Origin of the sequence: Bacillus sp. L75, from assembly GCF_003676355.1 — a bacterium.
Taxonomy (GTDB): domain Bacteria; phylum Bacillota; class Bacilli; order Bacillales; family Bacillaceae; genus Bacillus; species Bacillus velezensis.
In genome coordinates, this window is record NZ_ML064909.1 from 84,506 (window position 1) to 106,788 (window position 22,283).

Annotated in this window: 24 protein-coding genes; 9 read left to right on the plus strand and 15 right to left on the minus strand. The window is 49.2% G+C overall.

Translation table 11 applies throughout. The features are described from left to right. Positions 1 to 169: 169 nt before the first annotated feature. Positions 170 to 919: a Cof-type HAD-IIB family hydrolase gene (locus D5S11_RS14685; RefSeq protein ID WP_007410293.1), complete on the minus strand. Its 750-nt coding sequence runs from the start codon at positions 917 to 919 to the stop codon at positions 170 to 172. Between the two features lie 127 nt (positions 920 to 1,046). On the opposite strand from D5S11_RS14685, the gene D5S11_RS14690 reads away from it, so the two are divergent. Beyond that, on the plus strand, positions 1,047 to 1,211 hold the full coding sequence (locus D5S11_RS14690; RefSeq protein ID WP_003156294.1) for a hypothetical protein: 165 nt from the start codon (positions 1,047 to 1,049) through the stop codon (positions 1,209 to 1,211). A gap of 38 nt (positions 1,212 to 1,249) precedes the next feature. On the opposite strand, the gene D5S11_RS14695 is transcribed toward D5S11_RS14690, so the two are convergent. From D5S11_RS14695 to D5S11_RS14715, 5 genes are all read right to left on the minus strand, one after another. Continuing rightward, complete coding sequence (locus D5S11_RS14695) at positions 1,250 to 1,645, minus strand: 3-hydroxyacyl-ACP dehydratase FabZ family protein (RefSeq protein ID WP_032866926.1); 396 nt, start codon at positions 1,643 to 1,645, stop codon at positions 1,250 to 1,252. Positions 1,646 to 1,713: 68 nt separating this feature from the next. Then, entirely contained in the window at positions 1,714 to 2,835 is a 1,122-nt protein-coding gene (locus D5S11_RS14700; protein WP_007410292.1) for a mannitol-1-phosphate 5-dehydrogenase, read from the minus strand. Position 2,836: 1 nt separating this feature from the next. Continuing rightward, on the minus strand, positions 2,837 to 3,268 hold the full coding sequence (locus tag D5S11_RS14705) for a PTS mannitol transporter subunit IIA (protein WP_012116817.1): 432 nt from the start codon (positions 3,266 to 3,268) through the stop codon (positions 2,837 to 2,839). A 24-nt stretch (positions 3,269 to 3,292) separates the two neighbouring features. After that, complete coding sequence (locus tag D5S11_RS14710; protein ID WP_014720723.1) at positions 3,293 to 4,732, minus strand: PTS mannitol transporter subunit IIBC; 1,440 nt, start codon at positions 4,730 to 4,732, stop codon at positions 3,293 to 3,295. Positions 4,733 to 4,907: 175 nt separating this feature from the next. After that, a complete protein-coding gene (locus tag D5S11_RS14715; protein ID WP_003156306.1) occupies positions 4,908 to 5,249 on the minus strand; it encodes a hypothetical protein in 342 nt (113 codons plus the stop codon). A gap of 179 nt (positions 5,250 to 5,428) precedes the next feature. Here D5S11_RS14715 and D5S11_RS14720 point away from each other — a divergent pair, with 179 nt between their 5' ends. The 3 genes from D5S11_RS14720 to D5S11_RS14730 are packed head-to-tail and all read left to right on the plus strand — an operon-like array spanning position 5,429 to position 8,286. Continuing rightward, entirely contained in the window at positions 5,429 to 6,001 is a 573-nt protein-coding gene (locus D5S11_RS14720; RefSeq protein WP_007410289.1) for a DeoR family transcriptional regulator, read from the plus strand. Positions 6,002 to 6,033: 32 nt separating this feature from the next. After that, a complete protein-coding gene (locus D5S11_RS14725) occupies positions 6,034 to 7,662 on the plus strand; it encodes a copper resistance CopC/CopD family protein (RefSeq protein WP_047935222.1) in 1,629 nt (542 codons plus the stop codon). Between the two features lie 12 nt (positions 7,663 to 7,674). Beyond that, positions 7,675 to 8,286: a YcnI family copper-binding membrane protein gene (locus tag D5S11_RS14730; RefSeq protein WP_039062620.1), complete on the plus strand. Its 612-nt coding sequence runs from the start codon at positions 7,675 to 7,677 to the stop codon at positions 8,284 to 8,286. A gap of 45 nt (positions 8,287 to 8,331) precedes the next feature. On the opposite strand, the gene gdh is transcribed toward D5S11_RS14730, so the two are convergent. From gdh to gabT, 4 genes are all read right to left on the minus strand, one after another. Continuing rightward, entirely contained in the window at positions 8,332 to 9,117 is a 786-nt protein-coding gene (gene gdh / locus D5S11_RS14735; RefSeq protein WP_007410286.1) for a glucose 1-dehydrogenase, read from the minus strand. 20 nt (positions 9,118 to 9,137) lie between these two features. After that, the gene (locus D5S11_RS14740; protein WP_003156317.1) at positions 9,138 to 10,001 is read right to left on the minus strand and encodes a RhaT/GlcU family sugar-proton symporter; all 864 of its coding nucleotides are present in this window, start codon (positions 9,999 to 10,001) and stop codon (positions 9,138 to 9,140) included. Between the two features lie 154 nt (positions 10,002 to 10,155). Next, a complete protein-coding gene (gene gabD, locus D5S11_RS14745; RefSeq protein ID WP_007410282.1) occupies positions 10,156 to 11,544 on the minus strand; it encodes a succinate-semialdehyde dehydrogenase in 1,389 nt (462 codons plus the stop codon). Positions 11,545 to 11,649: 105 nt separating this feature from the next. After that, positions 11,650 to 12,957, minus strand: coding sequence for a 4-aminobutyrate--2-oxoglutarate transaminase (gabT, locus tag D5S11_RS14750; RefSeq protein WP_108725164.1), 1,308 nt, complete (start codon positions 12,955 to 12,957; stop codon positions 11,650 to 11,652). A gap of 107 nt (positions 12,958 to 13,064) precedes the next feature. On the opposite strand from gabT, the gene gabR reads away from it, so the two are divergent. Then, positions 13,065 to 14,474, plus strand: a complete 1,410-nt coding sequence (gabR, locus tag D5S11_RS14755) for a MocR-like transcriptional regulator GabR (RefSeq protein WP_108725165.1) — start codon at positions 13,065 to 13,067, stop codon at positions 14,472 to 14,474. A 27-nt stretch (positions 14,475 to 14,501) separates the two neighbouring features. On the opposite strand, the gene D5S11_RS14760 is transcribed toward gabR, so the two are convergent. Next, entirely contained in the window at positions 14,502 to 14,816 is a 315-nt protein-coding gene (locus D5S11_RS14760; protein WP_032866940.1) for an ArsR/SmtB family transcription factor, read from the minus strand. A gap of 141 nt (positions 14,817 to 14,957) precedes the next feature. On the opposite strand from D5S11_RS14760, the gene D5S11_RS14765 reads away from it, so the two are divergent. The 4 genes from D5S11_RS14765 (at position 14,958) to D5S11_RS14780 (ending at position 18,486) form a co-directional block, all read left to right on the plus strand. Next, positions 14,958 to 15,245 carry a putative quinol monooxygenase gene (locus D5S11_RS14765; RefSeq protein ID WP_003156323.1) on the plus strand — a complete coding sequence of 96 codons (288 nt, stop codon included), beginning with the start codon at positions 14,958 to 14,960 and terminating at the stop codon, positions 15,243 to 15,245. Between the two features lie 16 nt (positions 15,246 to 15,261). Next, positions 15,262 to 16,008 carry an oxygen-insensitive NADPH nitroreductase gene (gene nfsA / locus D5S11_RS14770; protein ID WP_061581764.1) on the plus strand — a complete coding sequence of 249 codons (747 nt, stop codon included), beginning with the start codon at positions 15,262 to 15,264 and terminating at the stop codon, positions 16,006 to 16,008. A gap of 160 nt (positions 16,009 to 16,168) precedes the next feature. Beyond that, a complete protein-coding gene (locus tag D5S11_RS14775; RefSeq protein WP_053104583.1) occupies positions 16,169 to 17,044 on the plus strand; it encodes a TetR/AcrR family transcriptional regulator in 876 nt (291 codons plus the stop codon). 17 nt (positions 17,045 to 17,061) lie between these two features. Beyond that, positions 17,062 to 18,486 carry an MDR family MFS transporter gene (locus tag D5S11_RS14780; RefSeq protein WP_085341730.1) on the plus strand — a complete coding sequence of 475 codons (1,425 nt, stop codon included), beginning with the start codon at positions 17,062 to 17,064 and terminating at the stop codon, positions 18,484 to 18,486. Between the two features lie 41 nt (positions 18,487 to 18,527). Here the strand turns inward: D5S11_RS14780 and D5S11_RS14785 are convergent, their stop codons facing one another. The 4 genes from D5S11_RS14785 to D5S11_RS14800 are packed head-to-tail and all read right to left on the minus strand — an operon-like array spanning position 18,528 to position 22,136. After that, positions 18,528 to 19,472: a siderophore ABC transporter substrate-binding protein gene (locus tag D5S11_RS14785; protein ID WP_025284230.1), complete on the minus strand. Its 945-nt coding sequence runs from the start codon at positions 19,470 to 19,472 to the stop codon at positions 18,528 to 18,530. Positions 19,473 to 19,493: 21 nt separating this feature from the next. Continuing rightward, on the minus strand, positions 19,494 to 20,252 hold the full coding sequence (locus D5S11_RS14790) for an iron ABC transporter ATP-binding protein (protein WP_003156330.1): 759 nt from the start codon (positions 20,250 to 20,252) through the stop codon (positions 19,494 to 19,496). Further along, positions 20,246 to 21,193 (minus strand): iron chelate uptake ABC transporter family permease subunit, encoded by a 948-nt coding sequence (locus tag D5S11_RS14795; RefSeq protein ID WP_014416905.1) that lies wholly within the window; start codon positions 21,191 to 21,193, stop codon positions 20,246 to 20,248. Before D5S11_RS14795 ends, D5S11_RS14790 begins: the two co-directional genes overlap by 7 nt. Further along, entirely contained in the window at positions 21,183 to 22,136 is a 954-nt protein-coding gene (locus D5S11_RS14800; protein ID WP_015239156.1) for an ABC transporter permease, read from the minus strand. Before D5S11_RS14800 ends, D5S11_RS14795 begins: the two co-directional genes overlap by 11 nt. Positions 22,137 to 22,283: the final 147 nt, after the last annotated feature.

A 22,283-nucleotide genomic window follows, 5' to 3' on the forward strand; every position in this document is an offset into this window, starting at 1 on the left:
ATCATTCCGCTATTCGGAATGACTATTCCGAATTGTTGGATTTCTCTTCATTATATTTATTTCTGACAGGTTTGAACATCCTTTTGTCAGAAAACCTACCATGGACCTAGTCACAAATCTGACAAAACAAAAAAAGAGAGCCTCATACTGAGACTCTCTCTTTTTTCTATTATAACACCCAGTGGCGGATCGCTTTGGCGACCCCGTTTTCCGTGTTGACATCAGTCACCCAGTCAGCTGTTTCTTTCACAATGTCCTGCGCATTCCCCATGGCGACGCCGACACCCGCTTTTTCAATCATGGCAATGTCATTCAGACTGTCACCCATGGCCATCACATTTTCCATCGTGAAGCCGAGTTTTTCCGATACCTTCGCCAGCGCAGCCGCTTTGTTGATACCGAGGGCATTGACTTCGATGTTGATCGGACTGGAGTTTGTGATCTCGAGCTCCTTGTATTCCTTGAGCTCTTTCAGCACCTCATTCCGCACTTCGTCATCCTCGATTTCGAATCCGAACTTGAGCCACTGATGATCCGTAATCGTTTCCGGGAATTCCCCTCTCCACACTCTATCGACGGTAGAGGCCCAGAAATTCGTGTTGTGCTTATTCCTCAGATCCCATAATTTTTGAATATGATCGGTATGAAGAAGCTTGCGCTCAACCAGCTCAAAGTCGGAATCCCAGATTTCGCTGCCGTTTGCCGTGATTAAAAAGGATGACAGCTCGAGAGACTCAGCCAGTTCGCGGCAGGTCATCAGCGTGCGTCCTGTGCTGATGACGACGTGAATTCCTTTCGCCTCCGCTTCCTTGATCGCCCGCCGGTTTTCCTCCGGGATGAGCTGCTCGTCATTGAGCAGGGTTCCGTCCATATCAATCGCGATCAGTTTAATATCTGCGTCTTCTCTTTGTATCGGCATATATGTACCTCACTTTTTATAATGTAGTCGTCTCTATTTTAATACATATGACCCACAGGAACAAAAAACCGCTTCCTGCGTTTGGCGGGGAGAACGTTGAGGAAAAGAAATATTGAGGTGATGGAGGATGAAAGAAAGAAAACAAAAGAACAAACCGAATGAAAATCCTGAACATCATGATTTAACCGATCCGATTCCGCTGGAAGAGCTGAAGGAAAACGCCAATGACGAAAAACACAAACATGACCAAAGGGACAATTCACAAAGTGAAAGAGATTATGATACAAAATAACAGGCTTGTCCGAAAGCCGCCGCTGGAGGCGGCTTTTTTTACGATGGCTGGATAAATATGCTGAGCTCAGCTTCCGCCACAGGCTTCCCGGCAACGGACGCTTTCGCCCGGCCGAACACAAAACCGCGTCTGATTCGCGTGACCTCAAAAAAAAGATCCAGACGGTCTCCCGGCAAAGCGGCACCTAACCTTTCCGCTTTCTTCACCGCGGATAAGAGACCGAGGCCGTCACCGCCGGTAATTCCCGCGCAAGCCGCCGTTTGGGCCATTGCTTCAACGACGAGCGAAAATGGCATCTCTCTTTGGGATTCAGTTATAAACCAGTCATTTTCACTGATGTTTTTGTAAGCAGCCGCCCATTTTCCGGCTTCACTGTTCGTCGTGCCGTCCATCAAAAGAAACGGAAAACGATGGGGCAATAGCTTCTGATTCATCACGCAGCCTCCCTTCTCTCTCATTATAACGCAAGAAAAAACCCGCGTCCCCCGACGCGGGTTCATTTTTATTGATTGAGCTTTTTGAGCACGATGCCGTGCAGCGGCTCATGCGGCTGAATACCGCAAATGTCTTGAAGAACGCCGCTCGTGCCTTTTTCCGCGATAAGCTTTTGCAGCTCAACTGCTTCCGGATCATCCTGATAGTCAAAGCGCAGGGCGGCGGCGATGCCTTCTGCCAGCGCGTTCGGTTCTTTTATTTTTTTGGCCGGCCCTACTAATCTGTCATTCGCTCCGAGTTTTCTGAGCGGTGATCTGGCAACCCTCGTCACATCATCCGTGATGTATTCATTTTCAAAGCGGCCGATGATTTTCTTCATGTACTGCTCGTGTTCGGCTTGCTTAAAGCCGTACGCTTTCACTAAGTACTCGCCCGTTTCTGAAAGTGCATCGTACACGACACGCCGGATTTCCGGATGGCCGATGGCCTCTTTGACGGTTTTTAATCCGCGCTGATAGCCGACGTACGCCGTAACGGCATGACCGGTATTGACGGTAAACAGCTTTCTCTCGATGAAAGGTGTAAGATCATCCGTAAACAACGCGCCTTCCAGTACCGGCTGGCCGCCGGCAAAGCCGGTTCTGTCTATGACCCATTCAAAAAACGGTTCTACAGATACTTTCAGCGGATCTTCATGGTGCTGAATCGGCACGATCCGATCCACCGCAGAATCCGGGAAGCCGACCGTCCGGTTCACGAGTTCCCGCTCCGCTTCCGTCAAATGTCCGAAAACTGCTTTTTTCAGAAAACTGCTGCCGCCGATCATATTTTCACAGGCAATGATATTGAGAGGCTCAGAGGACGTTCTGCGCTTCAGCCCTTCCGCGATGGACGGGGCGATGAGTCTGAGAACGTTCGGGCCCACCGCCGTCGTAATGATCGCCGCTTCATTGATCAGCCTGTACAGCTCTTGTTCTTGCACCGCGCTGTTGATGGCTGAAACGGGGCCGATGATTTCTGTCTGCCGGCCGCCGTCGGCAAGCTCCACGGTATATTCCTTCTTTTCATTGAGAAGGCTGACCATCGTTTCATTCACATCAGCGAAAACTACCTCATAGCCGGAATGATGGAGCAGGGCGCCGATAAAGCCCCGCCCGATGTTTCCCGCTCCGAAATGAAGGGCAATCATGTCAGTTCACCTCGCTGAAAATAGCGGCCAGTTCTTCTTCCGTCTTTGCACTGATCAGCCGTTCGATGTTTTCTTCCTCTGAGCAGATGATGGCGATGTTTGACAGGATGTCTAAGTGTTCATTGTTTTTTCCGGCGATACCGAAAACGACCTTTGCCGTATTGCCTTCACCGTATTCCACACCGTCCGGAATCTGGATGACGGAAATGCCTGAATGAAGCACCTCATCCTTCGCATCTTCCGTGCCGTGCGGGATCGCGATGAAATTCCCCATAAACGTGGATGATGTTTCTTCACGTTCGAACATTTTTTCCACATAGCCGTTCTTCACGTAGCCGTTATCAATCAATGTCTGTCCCGCGAGGCGGATGGCATCCTCTTTTGAGTTCACCGTCTGGTTCAGTTTGATGTTCGCTTTAGCCAATACTTCCATGATGAAGATCCCTCTTTCTGTTGATTAGTTTTTAAGCTTTTCAATCAGTTCATCGTATTTCGGGCTGTTCAAGAAATTATCAACCGAAATGTGCACCGCCTGCGGCAGCTTCGCTTTCGCGCGGTCAGTCAGGTCCTTATGCGTAATGACGATATCCGCGTCATTCGGAAGATTATTGATCGACGTATTTGTCACATCAATATCCAGGTCTGCTTTTTTCACTTTGTTTCTTAAAATGGAGGCGCCCATTGCGCTCGATCCCATACCCGCGTCACACGCGAAGATAATGCGGCTGACTTGGTCGGCGGAAATATCAGCGGCGCTGTTTTCCGGCTCTTCCTCTTTGTCCGCCAACGCGGCCGCAGCTTCGCTTTTCCTGCCTTTCATTTCCTGCATTTTTTCCGCCGCGGCTGTCAAATCTTCTTCGCCCGCTTTAGACGATTTCAGAATAAGCGCCGAGACGATAAACGATACGGCCGCGGCAACGATGACGCCCGCCAGCACGCCGAGATAGCTTCCTTTCGGCGTCAGCGCCAAAATGGCGATGATGCTTCCCGGAGATGATGCGGCGACAAGACCCGCGTTAAAGATCGAGAATGTAAGCAGTCCGCTCGCTCCCCCGGCGATCGCCGCGAGGATCAGCATCGGTTTCATTAAAATGTAAGGGAAATAGATTTCATGAATCCCCCCGAAGAAATGAATGATCGCCGCTCCCGGAGCCGTCGATCTTGAAGAGCCTTTCCCAAAGAACATATATGCCAGTAAAATACCGAGTCCCGGCCCGGGGTTCGCTTCCACTAAGAACAGAATGGATTTACCCGCTTTGGCGGCCTGCTCGATTCCGATCGGACTTAAAATGCCGTGGTTGATCGCGTTATTCAGGAACAGAACTTTCGCCGGTTCTACGAAAACGCTTGCAATCGGCAGCAAATTCGCGTGGACAATGACTTCCACACCTGCCGCCAGCAATTTGTTAAGAGACAGGACGACCGGGCCGATCGCATAAAATGCGATAATCGTCAGCACAGCTCCGATAATTCCCGCCGTGAAGTTGTTGATCAGCATTTCAAAACCCTGTCTGACTTTATCTTTAAACACACGGTCTAATTGTTTAATGAGATAACCGCCCAAAGGCCCCATAATCATTGCCCCTAAGAACATCGGAATGTCCGCTCCGACAATGACTCCGATGGCGGCCGTCGCTCCGACGACTCCCCCGCGGTGATCGTAAATCATTTTTCCGCCCGTATATGCGATTAAAAGCGGCAGTAGATACGTAATCATCGGGCTTACCAATGTATTCAGCTGCGGATTCGGAAACCATCCCGCAGGAATAAACAGCGCGGTGATAATTCCCCATGCGATAAATGCGCCGATATTCGGCATGATCATACCGCTTAAATAACTGCCGAACCGCTGTATCTTCACTTTCATGCCAGCTTGCTGTTCTTGCTGCATGTTCATTCCCTCCCTGTTTGCTTGCCTTCAGATGAAAATAAATAAGACACGGGGTTTCTCTCTCCCCTGTGTCTTCATCATAAAACGCTTACAATCCCCATTCAATGAAAAGTAAAGAGGAGTTTGGCACAGAGACTGTGACAACTCCTTAACAAAAAAAAGACACCTCATCAAAGGTGTCTTACCGCTTTCTGTATATAATGTGTCCTTTTGTGACGACGAGTTTGGCAATGAGCCGCTCACTGACAATAAACACCGGATACGCACATACGAGCGCGAAAATGGCGGCCGGCACATACCGCGCTGCCGGAAACATCGGCATGACGGCGGTTCTGGCCATCTGCACAAGATAAATCAAAAGCACCGTGATCGCAATGGCCGCAGCCATAATCGGAGCTGATACTTTATATTCACGCAATTTCACATGGCAATGCCCGCACTGAAACTGGCACGGGATCATGGATGATCTGACCATGTCGCCTGTAATCGGCTTGCCGCAGTTCGGGCAGGTCGTTTCTTTCATGTTTATTCCTCCATTCAACTCTTCTATTATAACAGAGTCTGACTACGTCTTTTACATTTGTGATTGTTCAACATTTTTTCACATATTTTATCATCAGGCTCTTGTGTGCATTTGTGAAAACATCTACTCTTAGAGGGAGGTTCATCACTCATTCACATCATAAAAAGGAGGATGCAGAATTGCTTCCGATTCACAGACAGCAAACCTTGCTTGAATGGCTGAAAGAAGAGGGCGCGCTGAAAATCTCTGACATAAGCGAGAGATTCGGCGTCTCCGAGATGACCGTGTACAGAGACGTCAATCAGCTGGCGGATGCAAACCGGATTATCCGGACACCCGGCGGCATTACGCTCCCTCCCGTTTCAGAACGAAGCGCCAATCAATGCGGCTATTGCCTGCGGCCGATTCAGCATTCGTATTCTGTTCAGCTTATTACCGTTTCACAAGCCGTTGAGCAGATGTGCTGCATTCATTGCGCGATTTTGCGGTATGAGGATAAAAAGGAAGAAGTGTCCCACGTCATTTGTAAAGATTTTCTTCTCCAGACGACGCTGACGGCCGCTTCCGCATACTTTTTAGTCCATGCCGATATTGACCTTCACTGCTGCCGACCTCAGGCGATTCCCTTCTCAACGCTTGATTACGCAGAACGGTTTCAAAAAGGATTCGGCGGGATCATTTGCACCTTTGACGAGGCGGCGGACATCATCTTACACGACAGGCAGAAGGGATGCACCTGCAGCAAGACATAACAACAACCAACCGGAAGGCGGTGTCATCATCCATGAGACAGAACAAACGCTGGCTCATCTTTTTGCTGTTCCTTGTTTTGATTCCGAAAACAAGCTTCGCCCACGCCTACATCACAAACTCAAATCCGGGTGAGAACAGTGAATTAAAACAAGCGCCGAAGCAGATTGAAATTGAGTTTAATGAACAGATTGAAGAAGGCTTCCACTCCATTAAGGTCTATAATTCATCCGGCGAACGGGTCGACGCGGGCAAAACAGTGATTCAAAAAAATGATGCCCGCATCATGACCGCGGCATTGAAAAAAAATCTGCCGCATGATATTTACAGAGCGGAATGGAACGCGGTATCGGCCGACGGACATCCGGTATCCGGCGTCATCCCTTTCAGTATCGGAAAAGCCGGCGGAGAACTTCAGGAGCAGACATCATCGCAAGCGGCGCTTCATCCCGAAGCGGCCATCGACCGCGGTATTTTGTACACCGCTCTCTCCCTGTTTATCGGCACGGCTTTTTTCCATCTGTTTTGGTACAGAAATAATAAAGATTCATCAAAAGCAAAACGAACTGTAAAGCTGCTCGTGATTTCTTTATGTGTAACGGGGCTCGCGCTTATCTGCCAGCTCCCGATCCAGACGAAAGAAAACGCGGGCGGCGCTTGGAGCGCCGCGTTCCAGCCGGACTATGTAAAAGAAACGCTTCTGAAAACGGCAGGCGGGTACGTCTGGATGATCCAGATCAGCTTATTTATCCTGCTCGCCCTGTCCATGATCCCGCTGTTGAAGAAGAAAGCATTCCGGTCATTTGCGTACTGGACGGCGCCGCTGTTGTTCTTCTTCGCTTCGCTTTTGGCAAAAGCATTCGCCGGGCATGCGGCGGTTATCGACGAAAAAGCGGTCGGCATCGCGATGGACTTTCTCCATTTATCGGCCGCGTCTGTATGGATGGGCGGTATCGCCGCGCTTGTGCTGCTGCTTTCATCAGAGTGGAGAAAACCCGATAAAACCATCGCTTGGGAAACGGTCAGACGGTTTTCTCCTTGGGCGTTCGCCTCTGTCGGTGTGCTGTTATTTTCAGGTGTGCTGAACGGATTTTTCATTATCCGCACGTTTGATTCACTCTTTCACACCGCTTACGGTAAGACGCTCCTTTTGAAAATCGGACTGTTTGTTATCATGCTTGTGCTCGGCGCCGTTCACGTATGGATGACGAAGTTCAGCAGAAAAAGGAGCATCAGCGCAACGATAAAGGCCGAATGGGCACTAGGCATCGCGGTATTATTTACAACCGCCGTCTTCACAAGCCTGCCCAGCCCGCCGCCGCCTGCGCCATTGCCTTTTAACGGCTCAGAAACGATCGGAAACGGGGAAACCCTGTCCTTGCACATTACGCCGAACCAGCCGGGTAAAAATGAATTTCAAGTCATTGTCACCGATCACAACGGCAGCTTGGTAAAAGACATTCAGCAATTTACGGTCACTGTTTACCAGACGGGCTTCAGCGGCAAACAGCATGAAAGCACCTTTGATTTGAAGAAGACGAAGGAAGGCACATTCGAAGCCGCCAACCTGTCCATCACCGAAAAGGGAAACTGGAAGATCAAAGTCCACGGGCTGACAAACGATTTTAATGAAATCAACCAAATATTCTCAACGACAAACTAAGGAGTGTATCTCATGTTGAAAAAAAAGGCTTTATTATTCATATCCGCCGTGACCCTGTCACTCGTCGGTTTTACGGCGACAGCAAGCGCCCACGTCTCAGTCAAACCCGCGGAATCCGCGGCCGGTTCCTGGGAAACCTACACGATGAAAGTGCCTGTGGAAAAGAATGAGCCGACAACGAAAGTCGTGCTGAAAATGCCCGCCGGCGTTGAATTTCAGCAGTATCAGCCGATTCCGGGCTGGAAAACATCCGTATCCAAACATGATGACAAAGCGGTCTCCGTCACTTGGGAAGCAAAAGACGGCGGCATTCAGCCCGGCCAATTCCAGCAGTTCACGTTCGTTGCGAAAAATCCTGAAAAGAGCGGAGATGCCGCTTGGGACGCTTACCAATATTACAAAGACGGCAGCATTGTAGAATGGACGGGTGATGAGAAAGCCGACACGCCTCACTCGATTACGAAAATCACGAAATCGGCCAGCGTGACGGATGCGCACGGAGCTGAACAGTCAAACGTAGAAAGCAAATCCGGCGTATCAGCGCTTGATATTGCAGCCATCGTTCTGTCAGCTGCGGCGATTATCCTTTCCATCGCGGCGCTTGTAAAGAAAAAACGCGCGTAAGCAAAAAGCGATCCGGCTCTAAAGAGCCTGCGATCGCTTTTTTTCTTATCCGCGGCCTGCCTGGAATGACGGATATTTGGTCATTCCCCCGTCAGCAAACAGCGTAATGCCGGTTACGTAGCTTGATTCCTTTGAAGCAAGCCAGACGGCGACAGCCGCGATTTCTTCCGGCTCACCGATATATCCCATCGGAATCATGCTTTCCACATCTTTTTTCTGAACGGGATCCGCAAATTTTTCCGCGTTGATCGGCGTATTGATGGCTCCCGGCCCGATGTTGTTGACACGGATGCGCTTCGGCGCGTACTCCAGCGCCAGCGTTTCCGTCATCAATTTGATGCCGCCTTTACTCGCCGCGTAGTGAACAAACAGAGGCCATGGAATCATTTCATGTACGCTTGACATGTTAATGACGTTTCCTTGAATATCATTCTCTACGTAATATTTAATGGCTTCGCGGCTTCCTAAGAAAGCGCCGGTCAGATTGGTATTAATGACTTTGTTCCAGTCTTTGAGCGGCATTTCATGCGACTGAACCGGATTTTCCATACCGGCGTTATTGATCATGACATCCAATGTGCCGAATTCCTTCACCGCGGTCTGCACGATGTTTTTGACATCTTCTTCTTTTGTGACGTCGCCTTGAATGATGACCGCTTCGCCTCCCGCTTTTTGAATCTCTTCTTTAACGGTTTGGGCGTCTTTTTCATTACTATAGTAGTTAACCACGACTTTCGCCTGCTCCTGTCCGAAGCGGATCGCCATCGCTTTTCCTAATCCTGATGAAGCTCCCGTAATGGCAACGACTTTTCCTTTTAAATCCGTGTACATGTTCAAACCTCCTGCATTTGTTATGAATTTGATTTCGCAACGCCTAAGAATACCGCGGCCACAATGATCAGGATAATCCCGATGGCAATGGCGACCAGCTGACGCTTCGTTTTGCTCTCACGGAGAATGAAGATTCCGCCGAGCGTGCTGATGACGATCCCCATTTGAGAGAGGGAAAAACTTGTCGCAACTCCGACGCGCGGCTGTGAGATGAACAGAAACATATTCCCGAGCGCCCAGATGATTCCCGGCAGAATGTTCTTGAGGGCGTACTTATTAAACGGTTTATGCTTGTACGTCAGGAGCAGTCCGCCGATGACCATCCCGATCGCCTGCGGCAGGAGCGCTGACCATCCGGATACGCCGAACAGCCGGGCCACAACGACATAGACCAAATAACCGAGCGTGGAGATCAGCAGGATGACAATGCCTTTTTTTAAGTTTCCCGGTTCTCCGTCCGCCCGCCCCTTTTTATCTTCTAAAGATGTGAGCACAATCCCGATGATGATAAAAATAAGGGCGAGAATACCCAGCGTAATCGCGATCGGGGTTGACCATTCTTTGAATACGATCACACCGAACAAAGAAGTCGAGACGAGCTGCATTCCCGTTGATATCGGCATCGTTTTTGAAACGCCCATCAGCTGTATGCTTTTAAGCTGATTGCTTTGGCCGAGCGACCAAAAAAGCCCCGAGATGATGCCGACAATAAAAATGCGCCCAGACAGCACCGGGTGGACAAACAGATACAACACAAACGAAACGATGAGCGCCCCGATTGTCGTTCCCAGCGTCTGGCTGTAAGGCCCGCCGCCTAATTTGACGTTAAATAACACGATGCTCCCCCAAAATAAAGCCGGGAGAAGAGCCAGTAATATATCCATGATGGCGACCTTCTTTCAATCGTATTTGCTGTTATTTTGTCTGGAATCGAACCGATTATTCCCGCAAGATCAAAAAAGCCTGCCGGCGATATTCACCGGCAGACTGCTCAATAAAAACAGCCCCGCTTAGAAGCGGGGCTTACTTTTCGGCTCATTAAAGTCCGATAGACATGTATTTGGTTTCCAGGTACGGCTCAATGCCTTCCGTACCGCCTTCACGGCCGATGCCGCTTTCTTTCATTCCTCCGAACGGCGCTTGAACCGCGGACGGACCGCCGTCATTCCAGCCGATGATGCCGTATTCAAGCTGTTCAGAAATATAGATGCCGCGGCGGTAGTTTTCTGTGAAGAAATAAGCCGCAAGCCCGAACGGCGTATCGTTCGCAAGCTTGATCGCTTCATCAATATCTGAGAACGTAACGATCGGCGCAACCGGGCCGAATGTTTCTTCATGCATGATGTTCATGGATGTATCTACATTTGACAGCACGGTCGGTGTCACGAAATAGCATCCTTTTTCATCGTTTTGGTCATACGTTCCGCCCGTCAGCACTTTTGCGCCTTTTTCCACGGCGTCATTAATTTGGCCGACGATTTTATCGAAGCCTTTTTTGTTGATGACAGGGCCGACGTTTACGCCTTTTTCAAGACCGTTTCCGACTTTGAGTTTCGCAGCTTCTTCACTCAGTTTTTTCGCAAACTCGTCTTTTACGGATTCGTGTACGATCAGCCGGTTCGCACAGACGCAGGTTTGGCCGGCATTTCTGAATTTAGAGGCCATTGTTTGGGCTACCGCCAGATCAAGATCAGCGTCTTCATCCACGATCAGCGGCGCATGTCCGCCAAGCTCCATTGACATATGTTTTACGGTGTCGGCGCTGTTTTTCATCAGGATTTTGCCGACAGGCGTTGAGCCGGTAAAGGTAATTTTGCGGATTTTCGGGCTGCTGGTGAAGACGTTTCCGATTTCCGCTCCGTCACCGATCACCACTTGCAGCACGTCCTTCGGAATTCCCGCTTCATATGCGAGACGCGCAAGGGCGTAAGCGGAAAGCGGCGTATCCTCCGCCGGTTTGATGATGAACGTACAGCCTGCCGCCAAAGCGGGCGCGGCTTTTCTTGTAATCATCGCATTCGGGAAATTCCACGGCGTGATCGCGGCTACCGGGCCGACCGCCTGACGGGTGACGACAATCCGTTTGCCCGTTGTCGGCGCAGGTACTGTTCTGCCGTAAATCCGTTTTGCTTCTTCGGCGAACCATTCAATATAGCCGGCGCCGTATAAAACTTCTCCGACCGCTTCTTCGTACGGTTTGCCGTTTTCTTTCGTAATTAATTCCGCAAGTTCTTCTTTATTTTCAACAATCAGCTCATACCATTTTCTCAGCAGTGAGGCACGTTCTCCCGCTGATGTTTTGGACCATGATTGAAACGCTTGATGTGAACGTTCAATCGCTTTTTCAACATCTTCGGCCGTCTGCTGGGGGATGCTTTCGATCGCCTCTCCCGTTGCCGGGTTGTACACTGTTAATTGTTCTGGCATATTGAACATTCCTTTCTCTGCTATAGTAAAGCCATTGAATGCTAGTTGATGTATCTCACACTTTCATGATAGCAGACACATCCGCCGGCATTCCAATAATTGAACTCACAGAGCTGCTTCGATAATGGAAAGGCCTTCTTTGAGCTGCTCATCCGTCACGACAAGCGGCGTCAGGAATCTGATAATGTTGCCGTTAATGCCGGCCGTCAGCAGCAGCAGTCCGTTCTCGTTCGCCGTTTTGGCGATCGCCGCGGCTTTTGCTTTGTCCGGTTCCCGCGTGTCCGGATCTTTGACAATTTCGATGGCCGCCATCGCGCCGAGTCTGCGCACTTCTCCGATGCAGGTATGCTCTTTTTTCCACTCGAGCGCTTGATGCTCGATGATCCGGCCGATCTCCTCGGAACGCTGATTCAGCCCTTCTTCTTCAATAATATCCAAGACCGCAAGCGCAGCCGCACAGCCGAGCGGGCTTCCCGCATATGTGCCCCCGAGTTCCCCTGGCGCGGCGGCATCAAGCATTTCCGCCCGGCCGATGACGCCGCTCAGCGGCAATCCGGCCGCAAGTGATTTGGAAACGGTGATCAAATCAGGAACGGCCCCGAAATGTTCAATCGCAAAATACGTTCCCGTTCTGGCAAAACCGGTCTGAATCTCATCCGCTACAAAAACGATGCCGTGTTTTTTACAAAAAGCGGCGACGTGCTGCACGAAACGTTTTGACGGAATGATGAAGCCGCCCTCTCCCTGAACCGGCTCCATGACGACACAGGCGACGGTTTCCGGTGCAACTGCGGCGATAAAGAAATCCTCAAAAGCGCTGATGATAAAGTCGTCATACTGCTCGTCGCTCATGCCGGCCGGCTTTTGATAATAATAAGGAAACGGCGCCTGATACACCTCTGAGGCAAACGGGCCGAAACCGAATTTATAAGGCTTCACCTTGCTCGTCATGCTCATCGTCATGTTCGTGCGGCCGTGGAACCCTCTTGTAAATGACACGACAGCCTGGCGCTTCGTATATTTTCTGGCGATTTTCACGGCGTTTTCCACCGCTTCCGCCCCCGAATTGAGAAAAATCGCTTTTTTCGCATGATCTCCCGGCGCAAGGGCGCAAAGTTTTTCGGCCAGCTCAATATAAGACGGATACATCATGACGTTAAATCCCGGGTGAATCAGATCCTCCGCCTGTTTCTTCACGGCCTCCACCACTTTCGGATGGGAATGGCCGACATTCAGCGTTCCGATCGCTCCGGCAAAATCAATGAATCGACTGCCGTCCAAATCGTACAAAAGCGCCCCTTCCCCTTTTACCGCCATGCTGCGGTTTCCGTTGCCGACCCCCTTGGAAACGAATTGATCCCGTTTTTGCTGCCACTGGGCAGTTGTCACTTCCGATGATGCTGTTCGACTCATAGATTCCATCCCCCTGCATTGTTTTCTTATCATTCTGACTTCTTTTTGGTATGATGAAAAGTACCAAAATCAATTTATCCATGGTATCAGAAAGGGGCATGGTCTGGATGCTGACGATTTCCATTGATCATTCGGAAACGGCGGATTATATCTATCAGCAGATCTATCAGCACATAAAAGCGGCCGTTTTAAAGCGCAGCCTGATGCCTCATACAAAGGTGCCGTCTAAACGGGAGCTTGCCGAGACGCTGAAGGTCAGCGTAAATTCAGTGAATTCAGCTTATCAGCAGCTGCTTTCGGAAGGTTATTTATATGCGGTTGAAAGAAAAGGCTTTTTCGTGGAGGAAATTGAAACGTTTGATCATGAAGAAACGCCTTCGCTCTCATTGCCTGAAGATTTAAAAGAGCGGGAGACGGATAAAAGCGGCTGGATTTCGTTTTCTCATATGAGCGTGGATACGGCGCATTTTCCCCTGAAAAGCTGGTTCCGCTGTGAGCAGAAAGCAGCCGCCCATTCATTTCATACGCTCGGTGAACTCGTCCATCCGCAAGGCTTATATGAAGTGAGGGCAACAATTTCGCGGCTTATTTCTCTGACAAGGGGCGTTACATGCCGCCCGGAACAAATCGTGCTCGGGGCGGGCACGCAAATGCTAGTGCAGCTGCTGACGGAACTGATGCCAAAAGACGCGCTGTACGCCATGGAGAATCCGGGATATATGAGAATGTACCGGCTGCTGCAAAACCTCGGGAAAAAGGTTGCGACGATCAGCCTTGATGAAAAAGGCATGTCCATGGACGAAATCGAAAAACGCCGGCCCTCTGTATTGATCACCACGCCTTCCCATCAATTCCCCTCAGGCGTGATCATGCCCGCTTCCCGGCGGATTCAGCTTTTAAACTGGGCCGCCGAACAGAACGGCCGCTTCATCATTGAAGATGATTATGACAGTGAATTTAAATATGACGCCGATACGATACCGGCGCTTCAAAGCCTTGACCGGTTTCAAAATGTCATCTACATGGGGACCTTTTCAAAATCCCTTTTCCCAGGTCTGCGCATCAGCTATATGGTTCTGCCGCCCGGGCTTTTGCGGACGTTCAAAGAGAGAACGTATGACCTGCATACGTGCAGCACGCTTGCCCAGCTGGCGCTGAAAGAATTTATCGAATCAGGTGAATATCAGAAACATATTAAAAAGATGAAGCAGCATTATAAGAACATGCGGGAATGCCTCATTTCGGCTTTGGAAGAAACATTCGGAGGAAGAATCAGTGTAAAGGGCGCCAATGCGGGGCTTCATTTTGTCACTGAGTTTGACTGCGCCTGTTCAGAAAAAGAGATTTTGGCACGGGCGGATGCAGAACAGCTCGATCTGTTTGCGATGAGCCGGTTCCGTCTGAAAGCGGGAGGCGATTCAAATAAGCCGCAGCTCATTCTGGGGTTCGCCCGCCTGAAGGAGAGCGATATTCAAGAAGGCGTCCTCAGGCTTTACCGGGCGGTTTTCGGCGCATAAAAAAACCCCCGGAATTCGGGGACTTATTTACCAGCGGTCCGGCTCTGTCTGCAAAATCGCCTCCAGCAGGCCGGGAAACGCCGCTTGTAAATCATCTTTGCGCAGGGAATAATAACGGTGCTTCCCGTCTATACGTACTTGGGCGACCCCCGCTTCCCGCAGCACTTTGAAGTGATGGGACAGCGTTGATTTAGCGACCCGGACATCAGCGCAGGTTCCGCACGTTTTTTCTGTTGTTTCCGCCAATTGTTTGACCAGCTCTAAGCGGAGCGGATCACTCAGAGCATGAAGAACCTTTGTCAGCTGTAAGCGTTCGGTTTCAGGATGGTTTGGAATGTTCATGAGTCAAATGTAACACAGATCATCGGCGGGTGACAATTTAGGCGGTGAGGGTTTTTCCTTTACCATTCGCAGCGAAACATGTTACAGTTAGTTCGATGATATTCGAACTATAACAAATAAACCCAATCAGGAGGAATAACAATGATCGTCTTACAGGCTTACATGAAAGTAAAAGCGGATAAACGCGAGGAATTTTTAGGAGAAGCACAATCACTTGTTCAGCATTCACGCGCGGAAGAAGGAAATGTGCAATACGATCTTTTCGAAAAAGTCGGTGAGGAAAATACATTCGTTATGCTTGAGCAATGGAAAGATGAAGAAGCGATGAAATTCCACAACGCAACTGACCATTTCCAAGGATTCGTGGCAAAAGCAAAAGAAGTGCTGAGTGCGCCGCTTGACGTCGTCCGCACAGAACTGTCAGAGTAACGAAAGGATGAATGACATGAACGAAGTCCTTCAATTATTAACAGACCACCGTTCCATCCGCAGCTACACAGATGAACCTGTATCGGATGAACAGCTGGATCTTATCATCCAAGCCGCTCAGGCAGCGCCGACTTCCATTAACGGCCAGCAATTTACCGTTATTGCGGTGAAAGATAAGGAGCGGAAGAAAAAAATATCCGAATTGGCTGGCGGCCAGCCGTGGATTGAGCAAGCGCCGGTTTTCCTTTTATTCTGCGCTGATTTTAACCGCGCCAAAATTGCGCTTGAAGAGTATAATGATACACCGCTTGAGATCACGAACGGTTTAGAGTCCGTCTTAGTCGGAGCCGTAGATGTCGGGATTGCGCTGGGTACGGCAACGGCTGCGGCTGAATCAATGGGACTCGGCACTGTGCCGATCGGCGCCGTGCGCGGCAAGCCGGACGAACTCATTGAATTGCTGAAACTTCCGAAATACGTTTTCCCGGTTTCCGGTCTCGTCATCGGCCATCCGGCAGACCGCTCCGCGAAAAAACCTCGTCTGCCGCAAGCAGCCGTTCTGCATCATGAAACGTATCAAGAAGAAGATTTAAGAACACATATCGAGGCCTATGACAAGCAGATGTCCGAATACATGAAAAAACGCACCGACGGACAGGAAACGAGAAACTGGTCACAAGGCATCACCTCCTACTATAAGCAGCTTTATTATCCTCACATTCGTGAAATGCTTGAAAAACAAGGGTTTAAGACGGATAAATAAGCGGATCAGCCTGCCGGAACACTCCGGCAGGTTTTTTCTATTTCTCAAACAAAAGCGTTGACACTGTGTAAAAATTTTTGTTAATATTTTCATCATATACTCATTGGTTTTCTGTGAACCGATGGGTTTTCTATTGTGACGAAAGAAGGAATCTGGGCTTATGAATGATAAGAAAACGGATATTCTGCTGGCGGCAAGAAAGCTTTTTTCCAGGAAAAGCTTTTCGTCGGTTTCGATGCAGGCGATCGCAGAGGAGTGCAAAGTCTCCAAAGCATCTTTATATAAGCTGTTTGAATCAAAGGAAGACCTGCTGTTGGAGCTGCTCGACTTTAACCAGAAACAGATGGTAGCCGCCGCTTCATTATTGAATGAAGAAACAAGCCTCTCCCCTGAGGAACGGTTTGCCAAAAAACTGATGGCTGAGCTTGAAGGCTTCAGGCGCAATCAGCAGTTTTTTAATATGCTGATGTACGGAAGCCCCTCTTCCATTAATGAGCGGGTAAAACGGCATATTCACAGGGCCCGCTCCACCTTTATCTGCTGGCATCGCGATTCACTGATTCAGACGTACGGCGAAGACATTATTCCTTATGTATGGGAGCTGGTGATCGTCCTGCAGGGGCTCCTGAGAGAATGCATCACGCTGATTAAGCTGGAAAAAGAACCGCTCGCCCTGGAGCCGCTCACGGAGTTTATCATCCGCCATCTCAATCTCATCGTCGAAAACAGGACAACCGAAACCGCATTGCCTCAGGAGATGATTGACCTTTATATCGCCTCCGCTTCCTCATTTGAGCCGAAAGACAAAACCGTATTGCTGGCTGAAAGCCTGAAGGAACTGAAAGAAGCGGTCTCAGCCCTTCCGGAGGAAAAATATGACGCCGCAGGACTCGCTTCCGCGGCGGCTATGCTGGAGAAAGAATCAGCGGACAAACAGCCGCGGGATTTTCTCATCAAAGCGCTCATCGGTTATTTGGAGCAGGCCGGACCGCTGCACCAGCCGCTTGCAGCCGTTAAAACATTGCTCAAACTATAAAGAAAGAAGGAATCAGCTTGAATAAGAGTATTGAAACTGCACCATACAACCGCTCTGTCATTGTCGGGATTCTTTTGGCGGGAGCGTTCGTCGCCATTTTGAACCAGACACTGCTCATCACGGCGCTGCCGCACATTATGAATGACTTCAATATAGACGCCAACAAAGCGCAATGGCTGACAACATCGTTTATGCTGACGAACGGGATTTTGATTCCGATTACCGCGTTTTTAATAGAGAAATTCACAAGCCGCACCCTCTTGATTTCCGCCATGAGTATTTTCACGGCGGGCACCATTGTCGGCGCATTCGCACCGAACTTTCCGGTGCTCTTGACGGCCCGGATTATCCAGGCGGCCGGTGCCGGAATTATGCTGCCGCTCATGCAGACGGTATTTCTCACGATTTTCCCGATGGAAAAGCGCGGCCGCGCCATGGGTATGGTCGGCTTGGTTATTTCGTTCGCGCCGGCGATCGGCCCGACGCTTTCCGGATGGGCGGTCGAAGCATTCTCTTGGCGGTCTTTGTTTTATATCATCTTCCCGATCGCAGTCATCGATTTGCTTTTAGCGATTATTCTGATGAAAAACGTCACGACATTACGAGAAACACAGATTGATATTTTATCCGTGGTCTTATCGACCCTCGGATTCGGCGGTCTGCTTTACGGCTTCTCAAGCGCCGGTTCATCAGGGTGGGCCAGTGCTGAAGTGCTGACTTCGCTGCTTGTCGGAGCGGTCGCGCTGATTTTCTTTATCGCAAGACAGATGAAGCTCAAAAAACCGATGCTGGAATTCCGCGTGTTTTCTTTCGGGATTTTCAGCCTGACCACCCTGCTCGGAACGCTTGTTTTCGCGCTGCTGATCGGAACGGAAACCATTCTCCCGCTTTACACGCAAAAAGTCCGGGGCGTATCCGCGTTTGATACCGGATTAATGCTTTTGCCGGGCGCGATTGTGATGGGGATGATGTCTCCGTTTATCGGCCGGGTGTTTGACAAAATCGGCGGAAAGGGCCTTGCGATGACCGGATTCTTCATCATCCTGCTCACGTCCCTGCCGTTTATGAATCTGACGGACTCGACGTCTCTCATTTGGATTGTCGTCGTTTATACCGCGCGGCTTTTGGGAACAGCCATGATTATGATGCCGGTGACGACAGCGGGTATCAACGCCCTGCCGCGCCACTTAATTCCGCACGGCACAGCCATGAACAATACCGTCCGCCAAGTCGGCGGTTCTATCGGTACGGCGCTGCTAGTTTCCGTGATGAGCAGCCAGGCCGCGCACGCAAATGCGACAACTCCGGCAAACGCCGCCCTGCACGGCATGAATGCGGCATTTGTCGTAGCCGCCTGCATCGCGCTGGCCGGCTTCCTCCTATCTTTTATATTGAAGAAAAAACCGCGTCAGCCCGAGCAGCAGCAGGCCGTTACGCGGTAAACCAAAAAGAACCCGATCACGTATGTGACCGGGTTCTTTTTTTACTTCTCGATTCCGTCTTTAACTTCTTTCACCATTTGCGCCATGGATTCCAGGCCGCCTCCTGATAAATACCATGTAGCTGAATCAAGGTAGACAACATGGTTGTTCTTCACGGCTTTCACCGATTTTACATAATCATTTTCAACCACTTGTTTTGTTGAAGATTTTGTGCCGATCGCTGTTCCGCGGTCAACGACAAACATGTAATCAGGGTTTGTTTTGGCGATATATTCATAGGAAATGCTTTGTCCGTGCAATGAGGCTTCGATGTTTTTGTCAGCCGGTTTGACGCCGAACACATCATGAATGAAGCCGTATCTTGATTTAGATCCGAACGCGCTGATTTTGCCGTCGTTCGCCATCACCACTAACCCGTTTTTATCCGTGCTGCTTGTCTTTTTCTTCAGATCCGCAATGGATTTGTCAATTTTCGCAAGCTTATCTTTCACTTCATTTTCTTTGTTAAAGATTTTGCCGATCACTTCGGTGTTGTGCTTGAATCTGTCAACGTAGTTTGTATAGTCATCATCAAGATAAATCGTCGGCGCGATTTTTGAGAACTCTTTAAAAGAATCAGATTGTCTGTGGGCGATAATGATTAAATCCGGATCAATATCCGCGACTTTTTCAAAATCCGGTTCTTTTAAACCGCCTGTATTGGCGTATTTATCACTTTTATATGAAGATAAGTATTTTGGAAGGTTTTGTTTCGGAAGTCCCGCCACATGATCCTGTAAACCGAGTTCATCCATCGTGTCCAGCATTCCGAAGTTGAATACGACGACTTTTTTCGGATTCTTCGGCACTTTGACGCCTTCTTTGTTCAGGTCATCTTTGATTGTGATTGTTTCTTTTGATTTGCCTGATGTTTTGTCCCCGTTTCCGCATGCAGAAACAACAAAAATCGTAACGAGCGCGATGAATAGCAGCGCGAATTTTTTCATAATTTTCACCTCATCTGGTTTTTAAGAAAAGTACACACCGATCCGCTGACTGTCAATCTCTTGAATCGGGATGGTCATATCATAAATATCTTCAAGCACGGAGGTTTCAATGATCTCCTCCGCAGGCCCTTCTTTGACGATCCGGCCGTTTTTCAGTGCGACGATATGGTCTGAATATACGGATGCGAAGTTGATATCGTGAATCACTACGACGACCGTTTTTCCGAAGTCTTCCACAAGCCGCTTCAACAGCTTCATCATTTCAACGGAATGCTTCATATCTAAATTGTTCAGCGGCTCATCGAGAAAAATATAGTCCGTATCCTGAGCGATGATCATCGCGATAAACGCCCTCTGGCACTGGCCCCCGCTGAGCTGATCGAGATATTTATCCTTTAAGTCATCCAGCTTCATATAACTGAGTGCCTGGTTGATATGCACCCAATCTTCATCCGTCAGTTTCCCCTGGGAATACGGAAATCTGCCGAAGCTGACCAGGTCTTTAATCGTCAGCCTGATATTGATTTGGTTCGTCTGCTTCAGGATGCTGATTTTTTTTGCCAGATCGTTGCTTTTACAGGCCCCGATCTCTTGCCCGTCGACCGTGATTTCCCCGGAATCCGTCTTAATCAGCCGGCTCATGATAGACAGCAGCGTGCTTTTTCCCGCGCCGTTCGGACCGATAAATGAGGTGAGCCTGCCCTTTTGAATGGATAGAGACGTTTTCTCAAGGACGGTTTTCCCTCCGTATTGTTTGCTTACATTTTTGACCTCTACCATGATTTATTCTCCTTTAACAGCAGATAGATAAAATAAATCCCGCCGGCAAAATTAATGATGACGCTCAGCGTCGTGGAAAACGTGAACACTTTCTCCACGACGAACTGGCCCCCGACGAGCGCGACGATGCTGATCAGGACAGAACCTGCGATTAAATACGTGTGCCTGTAGGTTTTTAAAAACTCTCTCGCCAGATTGACGACAAGCAGTCCTAAAAACATAATCGGTCCGACAAGAGCCGTAGAGACAGACACAAGAATGGCGACGACAATGAGCATCTGTTTCACAAGCTTATCGTAATCAATCCCCAGGTTGACGGCGTGCTCCCTGCCGAGCGACAGCACGTCAAAAAACCGCGTGAACCGCCAGACATAAATGCCCGTCAGAAGAAAGACAGCACCGGCAAACCATAAAAGATCGGTGTTGATATTGTTAAAGCTGGCAAACATTTTGTCCTGAACAACCTGGAACTCATTCGGATCAATCAGCATCTGCATAAAGGATGACAGACTGTTGAACAGCGTGCCGAACACGACGCCGACAAGCAGAAGGAAAAACACGTTCCGCCCCTCGCCTTTAAACATGAGCTGATACAAAACGAGTGACAAGAGCACCATCAGCCCGACGGAGATGACGAAATTAAGATTTTTGTTCATCATGACGATATTCATTGAACCGAACAGGAACACGATGACGGTCTGAATGAGCATATACAGGGAATCGAGGCCTAAAATGCCCGGTGTCAGTATGCGGTTATTTGTAATCGTCTGGAAGATGACCGTCGAAAACGCGATCGCTCCTCCGGTGAGCATCATGGCAAGCACTTTGAAGCATCGTCTCGGCAGGGAGTATTCCCAATTGCCCAGTCCGTAGAACAGGAAGAATCCGATACATATCATGGCGAGCGCCGCCAGCAGCGTAATTTTTTTATTATGACTCATATGCTTTTCTCCTTAACAGCATATACAGGAAGATGCCGCTGCCGATAACACCGACCATCAGGCCGATGGAAATTTCGTACGGGAAGATAATCACTCTTCCCAAAATGTCGCAAAACAGCACAAAAACAGCGCCCAGCAGAGCGGTGTGAGGCAGGCTGCTCCTCAGGTTGTCCCCTTTGTAAATCGACACCATATTGGGAATGATCAAACCGAGAAACGGCAGCATCCCGACGGTCAGGATCACCAGTGAAGCGATGAGCGACACGATAATCAGACCGATATTAACGACGCGTTTGTATTTCAGGCCGAGATTGACGGAAAAGCTCTCTCCCATTCCCGCCACCGTAAATTTATCCGCATACACATAAGCGATGATCACCAGCGGGATACTCAGATATAAAAGCTCATACCGGCCTTTGACGACCAGTGAGAAATCTCCCTGCAGCCATGATGACAGGTTTTGGATCAGATCGTATTTATATGCGATAAACGTGGCGATTGAGCTGACAATATTCCCAAGCATTAAACCGACGAGAGGAATAAAAATCGCATCATTGAACTTGATTCTCTCGAGGATTTTCATGAAAAGGAAATTCCCCGCCAACGCGAAAACGAAAGCGATAGACATTTTCACAAGCGGACTCGCTGACGTAAAAAGCATTAATGAAATCAAAATTCCGAGCCTTGCCCAGTCCATCGTTCCCGCAGTCGTCGGCGATACAAATTTATTCCGGCTGATCTGCTGCATGATTAATCCGCAGATGCTCAGGCTCATGCCGGCGATGATAATGCTCACCAAACGCGGCAGCCGGCTGTCAAACAATGTACCTGCCTGTTCTTTATTTAAATGAAAAATATCCAGCGGCGACAAATCTTCTACACCGATAAATATAGAAGTACACGCCAAAACCGCCAGTAGCAAAAGTAAGTAACGTAGCTTCATGCTGCCTCCCTGCACCCATCACAAACGGTATGACTGATTGCCAAACAACTCCCATATATCCCACTCGTAATGATTATCATTATCAACGACAATTATAATCTTATCATCTTTCCAAGCGCAGTCAATACAGTTTTGCTTTCAAAAGCG